Source organism: Pseudoalteromonas sp. SR44-5 (assembly GCF_014163675.1).
Classification (GTDB): domain Bacteria; phylum Pseudomonadota; class Gammaproteobacteria; order Enterobacterales; family Alteromonadaceae; genus Pseudoalteromonas; species Pseudoalteromonas rhizosphaerae.
This window is the reverse complement of the sequence record NZ_JACJDT010000052.1, coordinates 1-19,652: the sequence shown is the minus strand read 5'-3', so window position 1 is coordinate 19,652 and position 19,652 is coordinate 1. Positions and strand designations below refer to the sequence as shown.

The 19,652-nt window shown below is 41.7% G+C and carries 18 protein-coding genes; 8 read left to right on the top strand and 10 right to left on the bottom strand.

The window, feature by feature from the left end; translation table 11 throughout:
* Nucleotides 1–858: 858 nt before the first annotated feature.
* Together abiEi and H5154_RS19825 are read left to right on the top strand one after the other, a co-directional pair.
* Nucleotides 859–1,383: a type IV toxin-antitoxin system AbiEi family antitoxin gene (gene abiEi, locus H5154_RS19830; RefSeq protein ID WP_145238776.1), complete on the top strand. Its 525-nt coding sequence runs from the start codon at nucleotides 859–861 to the stop codon at nucleotides 1,381–1,383.
* The gene (locus H5154_RS19825; protein ID WP_182719369.1) at nucleotides 1,384–2,274 is read left to right on the top strand and encodes a nucleotidyl transferase AbiEii/AbiGii toxin family protein; all 891 of its coding nucleotides are present in this window, start codon (nucleotides 1,384–1,386) and stop codon (nucleotides 2,272–2,274) included.
* Between the two features lie 536 nt (nucleotides 2,275–2,810).
* Here H5154_RS19825 and H5154_RS19820 read toward each other — a convergent pair.
* The 5 genes from H5154_RS19820 to H5154_RS19800 all read right to left on the bottom strand — a co-directional run bounded on the left by H5154_RS19820 (nucleotide 2,811) and on the right by H5154_RS19800 (nucleotide 11,042).
* Nucleotides 2,811–4,085 (bottom strand): lipopolysaccharide assembly protein LapB, encoded by a 1,275-nt coding sequence (locus tag H5154_RS19820; RefSeq protein WP_182719368.1) that lies wholly within the window; start codon nucleotides 4,083–4,085, stop codon nucleotides 2,811–2,813.
* 175 nt (nucleotides 4,086–4,260) lie between these two features.
* Nucleotides 4,261–6,690: a PKD domain-containing protein gene (locus H5154_RS19815; protein ID WP_182719367.1), complete on the bottom strand. Its 2,430-nt coding sequence runs from the start codon at nucleotides 6,688–6,690 to the stop codon at nucleotides 4,261–4,263.
* A 33-nt stretch (nucleotides 6,691–6,723) separates the two neighbouring features.
* The gene (locus H5154_RS19810) at nucleotides 6,724–9,423 is read right to left on the bottom strand and encodes a TonB-dependent receptor (protein ID WP_182719366.1); all 2,700 of its coding nucleotides are present in this window, start codon (nucleotides 9,421–9,423) and stop codon (nucleotides 6,724–6,726) included.
* Nucleotides 9,424–9,536: 113 nt separating this feature from the next.
* Nucleotides 9,537–10,517: a FecR domain-containing protein gene (locus H5154_RS19805; protein WP_182719365.1), complete on the bottom strand. Its 981-nt coding sequence runs from the start codon at nucleotides 10,515–10,517 to the stop codon at nucleotides 9,537–9,539.
* Between the two features lie 6 nt (nucleotides 10,518–10,523).
* The gene (locus H5154_RS19800; RefSeq protein WP_149981994.1) at nucleotides 10,524–11,042 is read right to left on the bottom strand and encodes a sigma-70 family RNA polymerase sigma factor; all 519 of its coding nucleotides are present in this window, start codon (nucleotides 11,040–11,042) and stop codon (nucleotides 10,524–10,526) included.
* A 245-nt stretch (nucleotides 11,043–11,287) separates the two neighbouring features.
* Between H5154_RS19800 and exbB the strand changes: the two genes are divergently transcribed.
* Genes exbB through H5154_RS19775 form a run of 5 tightly spaced genes read left to right on the top strand, consistent with a single transcriptional unit; the run spans nucleotide 11,288 to nucleotide 14,643 of the window.
* Nucleotides 11,288–12,247: a tonB-system energizer ExbB gene (gene exbB / locus H5154_RS19795; RefSeq protein WP_182719364.1), complete on the top strand. Its 960-nt coding sequence runs from the start codon at nucleotides 11,288–11,290 to the stop codon at nucleotides 12,245–12,247.
* 1 nt (nucleotide 12,248) lies between these two features.
* Nucleotides 12,249–12,683 carry a biopolymer transporter ExbD gene (locus H5154_RS19790; RefSeq protein WP_182719363.1) on the top strand — a complete coding sequence of 145 codons (435 nt, stop codon included), beginning with the start codon at nucleotides 12,249–12,251 and terminating at the stop codon, nucleotides 12,681–12,683.
* Nucleotides 12,680–13,522, top strand: a complete 843-nt coding sequence (locus H5154_RS19785) for an energy transducer TonB (RefSeq protein WP_182719362.1) — start codon at nucleotides 12,680–12,682, stop codon at nucleotides 13,520–13,522. The genes H5154_RS19790 and H5154_RS19785 overlap by 4 nt, the downstream gene beginning before the upstream one ends.
* 55 nt (nucleotides 13,523–13,577) lie before the next feature.
* Complete coding sequence (locus H5154_RS19780) at nucleotides 13,578–14,180, top strand: biliverdin-producing heme oxygenase (protein WP_182719361.1); 603 nt, start codon at nucleotides 13,578–13,580, stop codon at nucleotides 14,178–14,180.
* Between the two features lie 43 nt (nucleotides 14,181–14,223).
* Nucleotides 14,224–14,643, top strand: coding sequence for a YbaN family protein (locus tag H5154_RS19775; RefSeq protein ID WP_149981998.1), 420 nt, complete (start codon nucleotides 14,224–14,226; stop codon nucleotides 14,641–14,643).
* Between the two features lie 247 nt (nucleotides 14,644–14,890).
* Here the strand turns inward: H5154_RS19775 and H5154_RS19770 are convergent, their stop codons facing one another.
* Together H5154_RS19770 and H5154_RS19765 are read right to left on the bottom strand one after the other, a co-directional pair.
* Complete coding sequence (locus H5154_RS19770; RefSeq protein WP_182719360.1) at nucleotides 14,891–15,478, bottom strand: sensor histidine kinase; 588 nt, start codon at nucleotides 15,476–15,478, stop codon at nucleotides 14,891–14,893.
* Between the two features lie 38 nt (nucleotides 15,479–15,516).
* Nucleotides 15,517–16,263, bottom strand: coding sequence for a GAF domain-containing protein (locus H5154_RS19765; RefSeq protein WP_182719359.1), 747 nt, complete (start codon nucleotides 16,261–16,263; stop codon nucleotides 15,517–15,519).
* Nucleotides 16,264–16,636: 373 nt separating this feature from the next.
* On the opposite strand from H5154_RS19765, the gene H5154_RS19760 reads away from it, so the two are divergent.
* Nucleotides 16,637–17,533: a TPR end-of-group domain-containing protein gene (locus tag H5154_RS19760; protein ID WP_182719358.1), complete on the top strand. Its 897-nt coding sequence runs from the start codon at nucleotides 16,637–16,639 to the stop codon at nucleotides 17,531–17,533.
* Here H5154_RS19760 and H5154_RS19755 read toward each other — a convergent pair.
* The 3 genes from H5154_RS19755 to H5154_RS19745 form a co-directional block, all read right to left on the bottom strand.
* Complete coding sequence (locus H5154_RS19755) at nucleotides 17,530–17,850, bottom strand: hypothetical protein (RefSeq protein ID WP_182719357.1); 321 nt, start codon at nucleotides 17,848–17,850, stop codon at nucleotides 17,530–17,532. The two genes, H5154_RS19760 and H5154_RS19755, sit on opposite strands and share 4 nt — an antisense overlap.
* 48 nt (nucleotides 17,851–17,898) lie before the next feature.
* Nucleotides 17,899–18,723 carry a nuclear transport factor 2 family protein gene (locus H5154_RS19750; RefSeq protein ID WP_182719356.1) on the bottom strand — a complete coding sequence of 275 codons (825 nt, stop codon included), beginning with the start codon at nucleotides 18,721–18,723 and terminating at the stop codon, nucleotides 17,899–17,901.
* Nucleotides 18,724–18,785: 62 nt separating this feature from the next.
* The gene (locus tag H5154_RS19745) at nucleotides 18,786–19,526 is read right to left on the bottom strand and encodes a ferredoxin--NADP reductase (RefSeq protein ID WP_182719355.1); all 741 of its coding nucleotides are present in this window, start codon (nucleotides 19,524–19,526) and stop codon (nucleotides 18,786–18,788) included.
* Between the last annotated feature and the right edge of the window lie 126 nt (nucleotides 19,527–19,652).

Below are 19,652 nucleotides of genomic sequence, written 5' to 3'. Positions count from 1 at the left end.
GTTAAGCTTTCATTAAGTTTAACTCTAACCTAACATGAAAATGTATTAAAAACATAGAGTTTTCCGATGAGCACCAAGTACATAGCTGCTAATTAGCAAAAATTAAGAATTTTGTATTGGTTATATTTATTGAGCGAAGGTGCTAGGTTCTAGGGAAGTGACTAGGTGCTAGGGTTTGCCCGCCGCCCGTTATCTTCTCTGTGTAGCGCAGCGCCTCGGTGTTCTCGGTGGTAAAATAGCTTTTAAAACAATCACAGATCGAAAAAGCTGCGAGGCTCTAGGGAGTAACAGGCACTAGGATCTAGGAAAGTGACTAGACTCTAGGCTGTATTCGTTACTCGTCGCTCGAAGCCCGATATTCGCAGCTCGTTGCCCTCGGTCTTTTGTCTGCTCATTTACTCTCATTCACTTCTCTTTGTGCAAAAAAATGGCTAGGTTCTAGCAAACTAACTAGGAGCTAGGTATGCGCGCAGCTCGTTGCTCGCAACTCGTTACCTTCTCTGTGTAGCGCAGCGTCTCGGTGCCCTCGGTGGTAAAATTAATTTTAAGTGATTTATTCACCACAGAGATTAAGAGGCCTACGCTTTAGAGAAAAACATAAAGAGTCTAATGTAGGTAGTGCTTTAGCGCGTCAATTTTCAACATTAGACATTGTCGCCATAAATGACGACCTACAAGGAAATGCTAAGATTAGCGTGCAGCTCGTTGCTCATTGCCCGAAGCCGGTTTATAGGGTGATATAAGTACAGGGCTAGATGACAATACAAGTCAAACTAGAGTTAATCTAAACTCTAGTTTGCTTCAATTAAGCTTAAGGTCTACAATTAATAACATTATAAGTATGTAATTGTAGACCTAATGAATAAAGCAGAAAGATTATTAGCAATACTAGCTAGCTCTGTTAAAGCAGGTGGCGGTATTCATACCAGTGCAGAATTGGCTTTTATGATGGCTGAAAAACCCACTCCTGCATTCACTAAGTTTCTGACTGACAATGTTAATAAAGGGCTATTAAGAAGAGTCTGCAATGGTATTTTTGAAAGCACGCTCACGCCACCTGACCCCACCACCGCGATTTATAAAATAGTTAAAAAACTACGTGGCGACGTTTTAAATTACATTAGCCTAGAAAGCCAACTCAGTTACACGGGCGATATTTCGCAAATATTAATGGATAGGTTAACGGTAATAACGAAAGGTCGTAGTGGCACATTTTCAACTCCGTATGGGGTTATTGAGCTGACCCATACAAAAAAACCAATTGATAAATTTGCGAAAAACCTATATTTCGATAAAAGCATCAAGATGTACCGAGCAAATACGCTGCAAGCGATTGCGGATCTAAAAGCCTGCAATCGCAACGTACACATGCTGGAGAACTAAATGTTAACAGAATATATACGCCAAATTATAGCTGCAAATCCAGAGTACGCTGGCGTCACGCCTGTGATTGAAAAAGAAATTCTTCATCACGACATTATGGCTGCAATGGTAAAACAAGGTGTTATGCCTTCGCTTACTTTTATTGGTGGCACCTCACTTCGTTTGTGCCATAACAGTTCTAGATTATCTGAGGATTTAGATTTTAATGGTGGACATAACTTCAAGCCAAGTAGTTTCAGTGGCTTAGAAGTTGAAATCCAAAAATACATACAAAATAAATATGAGGTGCAGGTATGGGTAAATAAACCAGCTGAAGATAATCAAGCTAATACTTCATCTTGGAAAATAAGTATCGAAAAAGAAAGTAATCGTCCTGATCTTCCCCGCCAAAAAATGCATATAGATATTTGCGCTATCCCGTCATTTGATATCGAAAAAAGGCCATTAATAAATCACTATAATATTGTCGCGCCAACAGAAGGTTTGCTGATCCCTGTACAATCATTAACGGAAACGCTTGCAGACAAGTTTATTGCATTAGCCTACCGTGCTAGGCGCATTAAACCGCGCGATGTATGGGATATAGTATGGATAAAACAAAGAGGTGTTGCAGTATCTAAGCAACTGATCAATAAAAAGCTTGCGGCCAGGGGTAAAACCAACGAAGACTTTATTGAGGCACTGACTATTCAATTAGACAAGCTACAGCATGACGATGAAGTTCGTAAAGACTTCAATATTGAAATGAGCCGTTTCATTCCAAATCAAATCAAAGAAAGAACTATCGATAACCCTGATTATTGGCCATATGTACAATCAGAAATTAGTACTATGTCACTCTCAATCCTTAATAATGGTATTAAAAATAATAAGTTTGATATGGGGAGCTAACTTTAAGGCCTACAAAAAAGCACCTTAAAGGTAATATTTTGTAGACTGTAAGGAGCTAGGTTCTAGGAAAGTTACTAGGTGCTAGGATGATTACCTTAGACCGCTGCTTTGTCTTCTCTGTGCAGCGAAGCGCCTCGGTGCTCTCGGTGGTAAAATTGATTTTAAATGATTTATTCACCACAGAGGTTAAGAGGCGCTGCGCTGAAGAGAAAATGACGAAAAGACTTTTGATTTAGGGAAGTGACTAGGTCCCGAAGCTCGTGGTTTTATATCTTCTCTGTGTAGCGAAGCGCCTCGGTGAGCTCGGTGGTAAAATTGGTTTTTAAATAATCACAGCTAAAGCTCGTTCCTACAAAATAAAGGCGCTAGGTTTAGGGAAGTGACTAGGTGCTAGGGTGTATTCCGTAGCACGAAATCCGAAGCCGGTTTATAGATCGCGGGGTGAACCCGCTGCTAGGCGATTTAATGTGCATTCCTAACCAGCGTACTGGGTTTTTAACCCTTCACCTTTAGCCTTTAACCTTTCACCTACCTATTTACTTTTTTCTTAGCCAAAACAAGCTGCCTTCGGTGGCTATCCAAGCTTGTTTGCCAAGTGAATTTAGGTATATACCCACTTCTTCTTTACTGCCTGGGCTGTAAAAATGAAACTCCTCAGATTTTAGTTTTTCTTGCCCGGTGAGTATTTTTATAAAATGTTTATTAAGCTGTTTAAGTTGCTTTTTGTATTGCTTGGCTTGGCTAGAGTCACCATGTTTATGAAACTCACTCAAGGCGCGGCTTGCTGTGGCATGAAGTTCTTCGCTGTCGAAGTCGGCTAAAAACGCATCCAGTTTTTGCCACTGTCCTTTAATTACATAGCAGTTCATTAGCCAATGGCGATTAGCTTGATTATCCATGGGGTTTAGTTGCCAAAGCGCTTCAAATTCGTCAATAGCGTATTGTATGTTACCTTGTAATGCGTTGATTTGTGCACGATGCGCTCGTAACATCATATAAGGGCGTGTTTCGTGGATCAGCCAAAAGTGGCCTTGGTTCTGTGCTATGTATTGCTCTGTAATAACACCTTCAAACAGTTCCAGTAACGCTGCTATAGGTTCAAATGCGCTTGGAGTAAAATCGCTAAGGATTGCTTCCATTAATTGATCAATCACTTCGTCGTCGAGCACTTTACCAGCAAAGTCATCGTTGTGGTGTTCACCTGCAAACTCTTCCGCGAATTGTTCGTTAAACGCGGCTTCGTCTTCATCTGTCCAGCTGGGGTCTTCAATAAAACGAATGTTATAAAGCACGTCGGCTACAAAATAGCTGTAGTTCTTTTTATAGGCTTGCGCTAGGCCTTGGTTGTCAGCAAATTTTTTAACTGCTGCTTGTTCAGAGCTAAATGCACTCAGTACTTCGTTTAAACTCGTTAGCAGGTCTTTTTGGTGTTTGTTTAGGCTGCGCTTGTCGATAAATTTAAGTGCTTGTAATGCCCCTTTACAGTAATTAGGCAGTGGCATATTAGCTTTAAGTGAATCGCGGTAGTCACTTTTCGATAGGCTGCATTTAGCGGGCATTTTAAAGTCTTCGGCACTGACTTTATGCATGCTGCTATTGTAATTTTCCATCAGGCTTTCAAGGTACTTTAACTCAGTGTCTGTTGTAAAATTAATGTCACCTAATAGGTCTGACTGCCATTGGCTGGGCATTATTATGTCGGGCAGTAAGCCTAACCCTAAAAAATAACCTTGGATAAAATAGTAATCTGGTTTTTTATCGCTTAATACAGTTAATTTAATGACATCACTGCGTATTTTTGCGGGCGACATAGCTTGTCCTGCTCTTAATTAGTTGGCTCTAGTGTACCAATTGATTTATGGGTTACAAGATTATGGCGCGAAATTTTCAATAAAAACAACGATAGGAAGTTGATTAAGTTAATAACAAAAAACCCAGAGCGGTACGCTGGGTTTTTTGTTATTCGTTGAACTACCAAGTATTTAGTTATTCAGCAGCACATTCAGACCAATCATAGAATAGGCTTGATTTGTTGGCTGTGCGCCATGTTTCATAAACAAATGTTATTTCAGGAATTTCTTTAATGTTAAAAGAAAAATGAAAACCTTCAGATGCTTCTTCGTTACGAATACACGCAACCACAGGCAATATAGTTTTAAATGCAACTGATTTGCCCTTTGCTATTACTTGCTCATTTTTTAGATTTTCGAAACGCGGTGTTAAGCTTGCTAACCCACCATTAATATGGCGCACCTGTAAATTTTCAATGGTGTAATCTGCATCAGTGGCGGTTAATGACCAGCTAATATAACCCTCTTCAAGATAAGGTTTAGAGCTGGCACTAAAGTCGTTCGCAAAGGGTGGAATATTCTCATACGGTAATGGCCGCCATAGGCTTTCATTATCTTCGTTGATGCTACGTAAACGTACACCTTTGGCCTCTGTGAGTGGGTCAACGTTGACAACAAAATCATACTGCGGCGCATCATCAATTAGGTCTGTTGCAGAATAACGGAATGTATATTTACCTGGCTTTGTAAATACTTGCCCACGGGTATTTGGGCAATCAGCTTCACTTGGGTTACTAGTAAACTCGCCGCCTGCTGGGGTACTGACAAGCTCTTCATGAGTAAATACTTCATCACCATCGGCATCAACGGTTACTGGCCGATGTAATAACGACATGCACGGTAAAATTTGATAGTAATCTTGGCCAGGATTTAAGCGTCCCCAGCTACGCGCCCACACAACGGAACGGATCTCTGGAGCGGTATTGGTAAATTTCGCTAAACCGCTGTCTTGTGCATACGCTTTAGCAAATAAACCACGGTCATCTTCTACAATCAACTGCGCGGTATAAGATCCCGGCACATCGGTGATCACTTTTGCACGGCGGTATTCTTGGCTTTGCGGTTCAATTACCGGTTCGATAGTCGCATTACTGCCATCAGGCTTATCTGTTAACTGCCAATGAAAGGTCAGTGGATCATCATTAGGGTCGCTACTTGATGCATCAAACACTAATGCATCACCCACCAGCACTGACTTTGATTGTGCATCAACGCCGCCAGTTGCAGGTTGACCGTTAACGTTACCTATTTTAGCTTGCATGCTGGCATCAACTGAAATTTGGTTTTCGCCGTCAGAGACAACCATACGTACTAAATAACTGCCGGTTATATCAAGCTTTTGAATCTTTTTACCCATAGGTTTCCAAGAACCAATATCCACTAGCTCTGCAATACTTCCTTGCGGTTTTTCAATAAGCGTAGCTGCAATAATTTGTAACGGCTCGCCTTCTGGATCATAGCCGGTAAAATTAAATTCAGCTCTTAAGCCTACTTCTTGTTCACCAATACTATTAGATGGGTAATAGCCGGTTGCTAACAATTTACCGATCGGTGGGGCATTGCTAGTCGCGTTAGGATCTTTTTTGACGGTAACTGTAACTTCTTTTTCTTCACTTTTTCGGGTGCCATCAAATACAAATAGTATTAATTTATAACTTGCCACAGCTTGTGGGGTAAAACGCACTACAGCCGTTTTTGTACCTGCAAGCTCTGGTAGTGGTACATCTTCAGGATCCGTTGCTGAGCGTGACGGCCATTGCCAGCGATATTGTAGTGGCTCCCCTTCAGGGTCAATGCTGGCTGATGCATCTAAGATAGCTTCTTCGCCTAGGATAATAGTTATGTCGTCGGCTTTAGCCACTGGTGGCGCATTACCTTCTGAAACGCTTACCACAACTTGTTTTGGTTCACTTGCTACGTCGTTATGAGTCACCACTAATTGCAATGTGTAATCACCGGCTAAATCAACAAACAGTGTGCTTTGGCTTTGCTCTGCGTTATTTAAATAACCCGCACTGTCGGTGGGCTTTTCCATAAGCGTCCATTGGTATAGTAATGAATCGGTGCCACCTGCTGGGTTTACACTTTGGCTACCATCTAAACCTACGCTATTAGTGCCTAAATTAACACTATGGACTGAGTCAGTAATTGCGACTGGATACGGGCTGGTTGCGCTTAGTGTGATACGCGCGGCTTCGCTATTATTTGCCCCGTCATTAACAATTAAACTCACAACATAATTGCCTGGTAAATCTGCAGTAAAGTCTGTTGTTATGGTATTGGTGTTGGTGATATTAGCAGTACTTGTTGCTGGTCGTTCAATGAGCTGCCATTGATAAATTAAATCTGTTCCCTCTGCACTTGTACTCGCCTCAGCATTCAGCGTGACTTTTACCGCGCCATCCTTTAGTGAGAATGCTGATTCTACTGGCGATTGCAGCTCAACAACCGCTGTTGGTTTTTGCTCTGTTGTTTGTGTACTGTCTTTGTTATCACTACCGCTACCACAGGCTACCATAGTAAGCGAAAGCCCGACTATGGCTATTGCGCCAAATAGTTTTTTCATTCTTTTGTACTCCTTGCTGATAGGTGTTATCAGTTAAAAATTATAAGTTAGGCTCAGCCGTGCAGTTCTTCCTGGTGCAGGTACTAAACCTAAACTTAAAGCGTCGAGGTAATAACGATCTGTAACATTATCGATGGTAAAATCGAGTGTTGTGTCGTCGTTAAATTTATAACTAGCGTAGATGTCTAAAAGGTTATAACTGTGCCAAAGTACCGGTTCATTAAACCCTGTAGGTGCGTTATAGCGAGGAATTGAGTTGCGCTCTCCCATAAATGTGCCACGCAGCCCAGCTTCTAATTGCTGCTCAAATAAACGTAAGCCAAGGTGAGCACTGGCGTGCCAATTTGGCGGGATCATGTTATTGATATAGCTTTCAGGAAGGCCCCAATCATTACAGTAGTAGCGCACATAACTGCCTACATTACATACTTCAATCTGGGTATAATGCGTGCCGCTAATCTCAGCAACCCAGTATTTTGTGTCGTAGCTAAAATTAAGCTCCCAGCCATTTAAATCTAGGCTGTCAATATTTCGCATTCGAAAAAAATCATTGAAGCCGCCTTGTTTTTGCTCCCACGCATTGGGTTGCGTACGGGTTAAATAATCATCAACATGATTTTGGAAATAGGCGAGCTTAAAGCCCACTTTATAGTTATCTGTTAGTAATGAGTCGGTTAAATAATTAAGGCCAATTTCTTGGTTTTTAGCATGCTCTGGCTCTAAAGGGATATCTAAAACGGGGCTGACAGACCAACCTGAGGTACTTTCGAATAGGCTTGGCATACGCAAAGCTTCACTGTGGCGAATATAAAACTGCAGTCCTTTATATGCCTGCCACTTTAAAGCAACCAATGGTGCTGTGCCTGAGTGGCTATTTTCATATTGTACTTCTAAGCAACCACCGGCTCCGTCAGACACACAAGCAGGATCGTTGTTAGTAATGGTTACTGGGTTATTATCTTTCGATGAAAAGTGCGTAAAACGCAGTCCCGCTTCGAGTGTCCATGCTGTTAAAAACTGCCAATCAATGGCTGTAAAAGCACTAAATTCTTTGCGCCAACCACTGCGCGCCCCTGCATAGAACCCTTCGGTTTCAGGGGTGTCGGTATCCATGTCTTCATACTGTGCGGCAACACCATAGCTCAGCGCTAGTTCGCCCGCTGAATAAAACATCATGGTATTACTCACATCAGTTCCAAAGCGCTGATAATCATCGCTGCGAGCAACATTATCGACTATATCTACTGAGCCAACACCAGGGGTATTTAAATGGGTAAGTGCATCGGTATGCCAAAAGTTGGCTTTAAAATCAGCCCAATCATATTTGATTGGCTGCCAGCGATATCGCACTGTGTAAGTTTGATTAGTGACTTCGCTATCGAGCCATTGCCTTGCTTGACCAAAAGAGCGTATTTGCGATGGCATCATTTCGCCGTAGCTGCTGTTATAGCGTATATAACTCATTTCGAGGCTTTGATCGTTGGGCAGCAACACATTGCTTTTTAACAGCCAAGATTCACTAGAAAAATTGGTATTGGGGATGCGTTCATTGGCACGAAACCGCGATGCCCCTTGCATTGACACCGCCGTTTCGGTGTACCAAGCAAGTTTGTCGGGGGCTGCGTAAATTATTTCAGGTGCAGGGCCGTTACTACCTGCATAGTAATTACCTTGCTCGCGCTTAGCATAAGCAGCAATTAGATCGCCCCACTGAAAATGCTTAGCGGCAGCAAAACTGCCTGCATAACTAGCAAACTCAAATAAGCTGGGTCTATCCATGCCCTCCTCAGGAGCAAAGCGCTCTGGCATTATGTACTGCTCAGTACAATAACTCGAAAAGCGACACTGTGAACGATAGGCATTGCGTGGTAAATAATACCCTGCGTATGTACCTGGCTCTGGCGTATTAGCGCTATTACCGATGGCGCTAACACGTAATCTAAACCCGCTGAGCTCACCCTCTTTAACAATATCATCAGCCGACAATGTACTAACGCTCACCAAGCCACCTGTCGCCCCAGTGCCATCAGCACTCATGATAGGGCCTTTACTGATTTTAAGTGAGCCAATCAAATCGGGATCAATGTAACTGCGGCTCGATACACCAGAATAGCCGCGATACACGGTGGTTTCTTGACGACTACCATCTATCACTACAGGTACTCGTCCTTGGCCTTGCATGCCACGAATATTAACATCAAGCCCGCCTGAGTTACGGTTTTCGCTGATCAAAACACCGGGTGTACCTTGAAATATATCGCCAACACTGGTTCCTCTAAAGCGTTCAATATCTTGCTGGGTAATTAGGTTTACTGATGCGGCTTCGGTATAGGTTTGATCTTTTAGATCCCTATTGCGACTTTGCACATTAATGGTATTTAGCGTGATCAAATCTTGGGTGGTTTTTTGTTGCACTAGCCATGCGCTATTACTAACAGGTAAAGCTTGTAGATTGGTATTGCTTAACAGCCTTTGTAAGGCTGCCTCTATGGTCATTTCATCGGTTATTGCAGAGACTGAAAAACCACCGACAACACGCTCTTCAAATGATAAAGTCACACCCGCTTGGCGTGAAAATAAAGTCAGTACATCACCAAGCTGGCCTGCGGGAAGATCAAATTTGATCATTTTTAATTGTGATGTTGCAGATACTTGTTCAGCTAAACTTGCTGAAGGGGTAATCACCAACAAACCTGTGACTACGATGAGTAAATTTAACGCTGCGCGGGGCATAAATGGTTTCCTATTTCTTTAATGCATACTTATATGACGCATGAAAATAGTAATCCCGTAACTCTAAATGATAATTATTTTATATTTTTTCCTGATGAACTAAATAAACATAGTTATGAGCGAATTTCGGCCCACCAACGGGTTCTGTAATGCACACTTGCCCGAGCGCTACGAGCGACTGTTTTAAGGATCAGGTGAGTGTCATTTAACTGAAAAACGCCGGAGACAAGGTAGTCATTTAAACTGGGGGCAATTTTTACAAAACCACGGTGATAACGAGATAGTTCAGCTAAAAAAGAATTGATTGACATATTTCGTACTGACAACAGCCCTGCTGTCCAACTACTGTAGTCAAATATATGATTGTCTAACTGTTGCATTGAATTTACGGTAATTTTATATAGCTCGCCAGCCTTGATCGCCTGATTGGTAAATAAGCCGTTTGCTTGCGCGAGCTTAACACTGCCTTGCATAACTTGAACTAAAGCATGATCGGCTTCATTACGCACAAAAAATTGTTTGCTGTCACAAAGTAAAGTTCCGTGCTGTAACGCCACCTGCACAGGCTGCGTATTAGCTGAAGCTATAAATTGCATTTCTCCTCGGGTTAAATGAATGTATCTATTGTGAGCATTAAAATTCAGTTCAACAGTGCTGTTATGATTTAACCAAAGCTGGCTATTATCGGCGAGCGTAAATAATTGCCGTTGATTGGTAGTTGCGTGATCTGCGTTAAGGTATTGCCATGCCCCCTGTTTGTCTGCCAACCAGCTTACACTGGCAAGCCCTAGTGTGGTTCCAGCGATCCTTTTTAGCGCCTGGCGACGACTCATGCTTTGTATATCATGATCGGTTTTTTTTAAGGTCATGTGAGCAATACGACCATTTTTTTTACTCACCCCGGCAAATGCAGCCTCCATGTTTTCTATCCGTTGCCAGGCTAATTCATGCATCGGATCGGCAAGCCGCCATCGCCTATATTCAGCCATATCTGCAGACTGTGCGTTGCCCGACCCTAAACAAATACGCCACGCAATCGCTTGCTGTACGACTTGTTCTGGTAAAGGTGTTTTTTGTGCACACGTATTATTCACAATCGCTTACTCTATATCACAGTATGTAAGGGTGTAGCACTCTAACATCGCTTTCGCCATGTATTTTTCAATAGATGATAGGCTCACCTTGAGTTGCTTTGCGACTTCTTTATAACTGAGCCCGTCGAGTCTAACCATTAAAAATGCTGTTTTTTCGATTGCTCTCAAACCACTCAATAATTTATCTATTTGCTCTAGTAAACTAAGCAGCTGTAGTTGCTCTTCAGGCGAAAAATAGGCTGCTTCTGGCATGCTTCCTAAAAATAATAAATAGTTTTCTTCTAGAACTTTGCGACGAATGTTATCGGTTACTAAGTTTCCGGCAACTTTTGTAAGCCATGCTCGCGGGCTTTGTATTTCGTTATACAAAGAGGGCTTATTAAGTAAACGCATAAATGTATCTTGAGCAAGATCTTGTGCATTATCTTTGTTGTAGGTACGTCGAGCGATCCAGCGAACAAGCCACTCATGGTGTTCCTGGTAGAGCGCATTAAACCCTACTGAGTTAGCGGTAGTGCTAGTCAAAATTTAACTATTCCTGTAGCATATTTACCGCGAGTATAAATGATTTTCATTCCTATTCAAGTTAATTTGGGTATTCTGCAAACATTATTAATAAAAAATTTATTATTCTTTTGATGAAAATCGGATCTCGTTCGGCATTAGTTATATAGCCAATAATTTGTCCATCAAAACGATGCGGCATATTGATCTAGTATGTTGGTGTTACATCGCCACATTTACAAATTACGTAAAAATTAGGGAGCAAAATGTTTATAAGAACTATGTTATTTGTGTGTTTAATGGGTGGTGGAACGTCTGCGGTTCACGCACAACAAGCGGCGCCGTCAACAGCCTCCAAAGTAGAAGTTACAGGTAATGCTGTTACACCAGAGGTGAATACAAATACGCTATCAGCTAAATCTTTAACCGTAGGATCTGACCTTGATACAGACACCAATACCACGGTTAGTGTTGACGAGGCGGCTTTTGATCAACATGACTTATCGCCAATCGGCATGTACAAGGGCGCTGATGTGGTTGTGAAGAGCGTAATTATCGGGTTACTTTTAGCATCGTTAGTCTCATGGGCTATCTGCATATTCAAATCTGTACAGTTAAATATTGCTAAGCGAAATGCCAAAAAATTGCTTAAACATTTAATTCAAAGTGAAAGTTTTGCAAAGGCCAACCACACTTTATTACTACAACAAAGTGATGCCTTAACACTCCTAAAAGCAACCCAACATGAGTTACAACTAACTGGCGAAGGACTTACTACTGACGAAGGCTTAAAGGAGCGATTAGTCGCGCGTTTAGAGCGTGTACAAGCAGCGCTAAGCGCAAATATGAATCAGGGTACAGGCATATTGGCAACAATAGGCTCTGTTGCACCGTTTGTCGGTTTGTTTGGTACGGTTTGGGGCATTATGAATAGCTTTATTGGTATTGCTAAAACACAAACAACTAATTTAGCCGTAGTCGCCCCTGGTATTGCAGAAGCTTTATTAGCAACGGCTCTGGGGTTAGTTGCAGCGATCCCAGCCGTTATTATGTACAACCATTTTTCTCGTGTAATTGGCAGTTACAAAGCACAGTTAGCCGATATTCTGACAGCGATCATGATACTCGTGAGCCGAGATCTTGACCGAAAGCACCCTGATGCAAAACACATAGCCTACCTACTTAACGATGAAGACGCTGCAGATGCAGTATCTAAAGAGCTTTAAAATGGCATTTAGTAGTAACCGTACCGATAGCGATGAATTACAAGAGCAGCATGAGATTAACGTCACTCCGTTTATTGATGTGATGCTGGTGTTGCTAATAATTTTTATGGTGGCGGCCCCATTAGCCACTGTCAGTGTGCCAGTTAAGTTGCCTGCTGTTGCGGCACCAACCCAACCGAAAAGTGATGATCCAACTTACCTTACTCTACAACAAGACCTTACTTTAATACTTGGCGAGGGAGATAAAATAAACCAACAAAATTTGGCGCAAGCACTAAAACAACATGGTATTGAAACACAGCAGCAAATTTTGATTCGTGCAGATAGCAAAGTTGAATATGGTCAGTTCATGGCATTAATGAATCAATTAACTAAAGCCGGCTACTCACAAGTTGCTTTAGTCGGTCTTGAACATGAAACGGATGTTGCCCAGTGAGTTTATTCGCAGGAAACGATACCAGCGCTTCTCACTTGGTGCGTTGGCATGTTGTAGGCGCTTTTTTTATCGCCGCGATGCTTCATGCCGCCATTGCGGGTTATTTTTTAATGCCGACAGAGCATAACAATATCGTACCCATGCAAGCTTCACCGCAGGTGTTTGAAGTCAATATTGTGGCAGCCCCCAAAGCGGAGCCATCGGCACTTCCTGTCGGACCTGCGCAACAAGAGTCAGCACCAGTAAAGCGGCAGGTAAGCAAGCCGACAACAACAATAGATAAACCCTTGGTAAAGCCATTACTCGAAAGCAAATCTGACTTTACCATTAGCGATAAACAACCTGAGCCAGCACCAAGTAAACCAGTAGAGAAATCTAATCAACAACAAGAGCAAGATCCACAACCGACTCCGCTGCCTGATAACACCAGCATAACAGGAGCCAGTGAACACTTGGTAGAGCAAAGTAGTGCTCCTTTGGCTATTCCAGTGAAAGAGTCAACAGTCGCATCTGGTCCGGTAAAAGGTGCTTTAAGTGAACAGCAAAGTACAGCTAAACAACTATGGCAAAGTGCTATTCAGATCCACCTAGAACGAAAAAAGCGCTATCCACGAATGGCAAAGTTAAGGCGCCAACAAGGTGTTCCTTGGGTGAGTTTTACCATGGACAGAGCAGGTAATATTTTAGATGTCACATTATTTAAAGCAAGCGGAATAGCTGCATTAGATAATGAGGTCATCGAATTAGTTAGACGTGCTGAGCCCTTGCCCGTCCCTCCAGAAGAAGTTACAGGGAACCCAATAAAAATGGCCGTGCCTGTGGCATTTTTTATTCATTAACAGCTACTTGCTGTGCTTATTACGAATTACTGAAATATAAAACTAAGGACATACAATGATTGCAGACCAACATGTTAACAATGAGATTAATACGCCTTCATTAACAACACTATTTAAACTCAATACCACGACTATTCACGATAACCTTGATAAAACGATTATGACTAAGCGACCGTTTGCAAGTTTAGACCGTTATGCTTTATTTTTAGAAGTTCAATATCGATTTCATTTGGCTATTGCCCCTCTTTATAGCGATACTAATTTAAGCCGCTTAGTGAGCGATCTGCCAACACGGCAGCGCCTAAGCCATCTTGAACAAGACTTACGCGATATTAACGTCGATCTGAGTGAAGTAACAACCAGCGTTAACTTAGTGCCGGTTGACTACCCAGCCTCACTGGGTTGGCTTTATGTATCAGAGGGGTCTAATTTAGGCGCTGAGTATTTATTAAAAGCAGCAAAACGTATTGGCTTATCAGAAGAATTTGGTGCCTCGCATTTAGCACCAGCAACAATTGGCCGCGGGCAATCATGGCAAGATTTTACAACGGCTTTAAATACGGTTGAATTAACTAAAGAACAACAGACACTCGCAATTAATGGCGCTCGCGATGCTTTTAGTTTGGTTCGTAGTGCTGTTGATTGTGTATTTGTTTAAGTAAAACGTGAGCTGCAAGTGCATTAAAATTAAGCGATAAAGTATGAAGCGTACAGGTAAGAAAAACTCGATGTTAGTTATTAGTAAATTTAAGCAAGTGACTTATTTATTAAGTGGCTTCGTGTTAACCGTAATGGGGATTGTCGGTGCTTTTTTGCCGATAATGCCAACAACAGTATTTCTTATTGGTGCTGTTTTTTGTTTTAGCCGTTCATCAAAGCGCTTTGAATCTTGGTTAATTAATCACCCTCGCTTTGGTAAAACACTAATCAATTGGCAAGCCCATGGCGCTATTTCTAAGTCGGCAAAAGTAATGGCCAGTTTAGGTATGGCTGTTGGGTATGGATTATTTTACCTAAGCGCGCAACCTTCTTTATTACTGGCAACTGTTGTCGCGCTTTTTATCGGTGGCAGCGCATATTACGTTTTATCTCGCCCCTTACCACCAAAAGACTGCTCGTGATGGTTGCCACTTAATTAGGCGCGAGATTGATAACCTCGTCCCTAAGTAAAAACAGAGGGAGTTAAGGTATCCAGTCAGCGCTAGCTTGTTAGCTACAGCTAAGTAAACAACTCACCTTTAAGCTGGTCCTCAGGCAGTAGCGGTTTAAGTTACCCTGTCACCAGAATATTTACTCAACAATGACCGTATTCTTTACGAGCAAATTGTTTGAGTATCATGCTAAAACTCTGAGTTTTATCAAATATAGCTAGCTCAGGCTCAGTGGAAAAGTAAAAGTGACGGTAATACCTTGCTCTGGCTGACTATGTATTTTTACATCGCCCTGAAGAGCTTGGGTGGCAAGGTTATAAACAATCGCCATACCTAAACCGCTGCCGCCATTGCCACGAGTGGTGGTAAAAAAGGGTTCAAACACACTTTGTAATACGTCCTTGCTCATACCGTGGCCGTTATCGCTATAGCGTAATGTGTAAGTGTGTTGCTGGGTATCTAGGTGAACGGCTATATTGATATGATTATCTTCGCGATCTTTAAAGCCATGCACACAGCTGTTACTCACCAAGTTCATAATAATTTGGCTTAAAGCCCCCGACACTGTGATAAGCGTTAATGCTTTGTCGCACTCAATTGTGGTGGTTACTTTGTGGCTGCGGGTTAATGGGGTGAGACTATGTATTGTATTAGCTAAGTAGTCATTTAACTTCACGGTGCTAATATCAAGAGAAGATTGATCGACCGCTGTTTGTTTAAAATTACAGATCAATGCTGCGGCTCTATCAAGATTACTACTGGCAATGATTAAACACTCATTAATATGCGCGACAAATTTTTGCAAATTGCTTTTCGATAATGTGTTGTCATTTAGCTGTTGAGTTAGTTGTTTAAGATTATCTGTTGCCGAACTATTGGCGGTAACGGCATACCTATTGGCGTGTTTACTTCATGGGCAACACCTGCCACTAGGTTTCCTAATGCGGCCATTTTTTCCGCTTCAATTAGCTTTTCTTGGGTACCGGTTAACTCTTCCAATGTTTTTTGTAAGGTATTCGTTCGCTCAATCACCCGCTCTTCTAGGCGATGATTGGCAACTTCTAATTGTTGCTTAACTAAACGACTTTCTTGCGCCGACAATGCGCGGCCATAAAGATCAGCAAGTCCACTCAAAAAAGTGCATTCATCATCCTCCCATTGCCTAAAACTGCCAGTATGTTCACAACAAAAAATACCGATCATTTCTCCTTTGAATCGGATCGGTGCATCCAACATTGATTTTATTCCTAAAGGCGTTAAATAATGCTCTGAAAATTCAAAGGTAGCGGGATCAGTATGCGCATTATTAGCAATGATCACGCGCTGAGTATCTAACGCAGAAAAATAAGCCGGATAGTTCTCACGTGATAATATGAGGCTTTGGTTTACATTGTTGTTCGCGCGGTCAAACAGTAACTGACAATGACACTCGGTATTATCTTTATTAAATAACCAGATGCTAGCACGCGTATTATTTAAGCCATCAATAATGGCATTTACAATTAATTGTTCTGCAAGCTCTATATAGCCATCATCTAACGCTGATGAAGTAGACACTTTATAAAGTAATTGCACAAGCTGTTGCCGCATTGAATACACCTTCCCCAAACTATGGTCATCAATTTAGTTTAGTTGATGAAATTAAATCCTACCTCAACAATTATAATGCTTTAAATATTAAGACGTTGTTCAGATATGTTTGGTTATTATGAACACTCACTCCTGTTGATATCCCTGACGACTTTATGTTGTTTAAGCAGTTTTACCAGCTCTTCTTAGAGCTGGTTTTTTTTTGCCTGTTTTTAATGGCTTCATTTTCTTCCATTACAGCAATGCAGCGATTACCAAGCACACAGCTGTAAAAACAACCTCGAAAGATCAACCCACCCTAGTTACTAATAGGTAGTCATGTTACAGTTTCAGTAATTTACTTAGCACTTTAATTTATCGACTAGGCAGTAGTATGCGTCATTATTTTGTATCAATTTTACTTCTTTTTGCCACTTTTGTGGCAGCTCAGGCACAGGCACAGGCACAAGAGTCTCGTGCTGTACCCAACCTGCAACATCAAAAACAGGCACTCAAAAAACTCCAAGAGCCGATGTACAGACCCTTGATGGAACGCTATATTCTTGATGAACTCAAAGCAGTACGCCAAGATCAGCAAAAACTACGTGAAGACGTTACCAAACAAGTCACTCATGCTCAGCTTGATACCGCTGATCGCGCACTGACTTACACCACTGATACAATTAATAATGTATTTTTTATCATCACTGCCACAGCCTCTATTTTGGTACTGGTTGGTTGGAACTCGTTACGTGATGTAAAAAACAAAGTAGAAGATATTGTAAATACCCGTGTCAGCGTGATCACTAATGAATACGAAGCACGGTTGAATACATTTGAAGAAAAGCTACGCGAGCGCTCTGAAGAAATTTTAAGTAACCAACAAAAAATATCTGTTACTAATGAAGTCCACTCTTTATGGATGCGCGCTAATTTAGAAAGCGATATAGCCAATAAGATCGAAATATTTGATGAGATTTTAAAACGTAAACCCGAAGATGTTGAAGCTATCGCTTATAAAGCCGATGCATTACTAGAGCTTAATGAAACAGCTCAGGCGATAGAGTTGTGTAACCAAGCCTTGGATATAGACAGTGACTACGGCTACGCTTATTGGCAACGTGCATGTGCCTATGCGTTGACGCATAAACACGCTGATGCGTTGGCCGATATTAAAATGTCGTTGGAGTATTCACCAAACTTACGTAATGAGCTATTGCATGAAAGTGCATTTGCCAGTTTGCACGACAATAGCAGCTTTAATGCGATTGTATCTGGCGACAATGATTAGCGTTCTAAGAAGCTTTCTATTGCTTGAGTGAGTAGTTCATCGAGTTGCTCCTCAAACTCATCTTTGTTGGTTTTAAAGTGCGCTAGATATGCCTGCGCATGCTGATCAGATAACAGCCGAGCATTAATACTGTATTCGCGCTCGGCTTTAGTTTTATCAAACCGCGGGGTAAAGTGGTACAAAGCAAAATAAGGGGCAACCAATTGCTGATTAGCATAATCGCAAAAGCGTTCAATTGTTTGCGCACCTGTTGGTCCTAAACAGCCAGGCTCTACACGATAAAGTAACTTAATTTTTTTATCATCACTAATGTCCATACTCGTCGCGGCCCCTTTATTTGCCTATATAATCTGCCTATTAATGCTCTATCTAAAAAAGAGCACTTTAGTTATTTTGCCGTTTTCAACTTGATAGCTAGAGATTAACTCCCCGCGCTTATCAACTACATTTGGATCTGTTGAACAGGTTTCTGACAGTTCATGATCGATAACGATATTACCGTGTACAATGCGTTTAATTGGGGATGATTTTATACACTTTAATTTTTTAAACATTATCCCGTAACGGGCAATCAGTTTTTCTTTGCCCTTAAACAGTAACTCATTTGGAAAGGCATAAAACTCTACATTTTCATCATACATACTAATAAATGCGTCGATATTTCTGGCGTTGTACGCCTTAATTAATTGCTCGATAACGGCTAACGATTCGCGTGACTGTTTGGCTTTAACTTGTTGCTTGAGTGTTAGCGCTTCTTTAGCTTGGATCACCGCTTGCTCTGCTTGTGCGACTGCAAGCTGTTTTTCTTGTTGCGTTTTAGGAAGCTCAGCAGGTTTTGCCGCTTCGGTGCCAAGTACCTTACTGGTATCAACTTCAGGCTCGCTTGGTTTGCTGGTGTCTGTTTTAATTGGCTGTGTTGGTTCAACATTTACAGGTTCAGCTGATTGCTCATTTTGCGGGGTTAAAGTGATCACCGCAGGGCTATCTTGTAATTCAACCTCAGTTGATTTAGCTGGGGCTTTACTCTGCACTGACTTTTCTTCACCAGCGCTAGTGTCAGTCGTTTTTACTGCAGCAGGTAATGCAGCTGCTTTTGTTTCAGTTTTAGTCGGTGGTTCAACTACTTCAGCTGCAGTTGCTAATAATTGCCACGCAAGTAACAAACTTACTAAAAAAAATAACGGTTTCATACTGTTCCTGAGTAATTTAAGAAACTCTAAAATAACAAAATTTACCGGATCGCGATAGCTTTTTACCAATACTGCTCAACGGTGATTTGCCCAGGCTCCCGACGACGATTGCGAGTGTAGCCTTGCTCGGTTAATAATGCGCTGGTGTCTTTAACCATTTGCGGATTACCGCAGATCATAAATTGACTATTTTGCGGGCTAACTACACTGTCACAATGCTTAAATAGAGTGCCATCGGCGATTCGATCAGTAATGCGCCCATCTAAGCCGACAATTGCCTGCTCGCGACTCACTACGGGCAGATAACTCAATTGCGGATACTGCTGCTGCAACTGCGCGATTTTTGCTTGATAACTTAAATCTGTATTCAAGCGCACACCATGCACTAAGGTAATATGCTTAAACTGCTGCCACACATCAGGCTGCTCTAAAATGGATAAAAACGGCCCAATTGCGGTGCCGGTACTAAGCATAAACAACTGTTCACTAGCGGGAATTTCATCAATAGTAAAAAATCCACTGGCGCGGCTTTCAATCATCACTGTATCGCCAGGTTTAAGCTTGGCTAATTGTTGTGATAATAAGCCATCGACTACATTAATTAGGTAAAACTCTAAATCGGGAGAGCTTGGTGCATTTACGTAAGAATACGCTCGTGCAATACGTTTTTCATCCATCATCATAGAAAGCTTAGTAAACTGCCCTGCTTTAAACGGCTCCACATCGGCATTCACAATTAAACTAAATAACGTATCAGTCCACCAAACAATATCTTTAACACTCGCCTCAACCCAATTAGACACAATTAACACTCCTTAATTATTGCTTTGTATAACAGTGGCAAGAGTGCACAGCATTGTCAATGTTTGCGAGTTTGCATTCACTTATAAGGAGTGCGAGTTTGCGAGTTTGCGAGTTTGCGAGTTTTA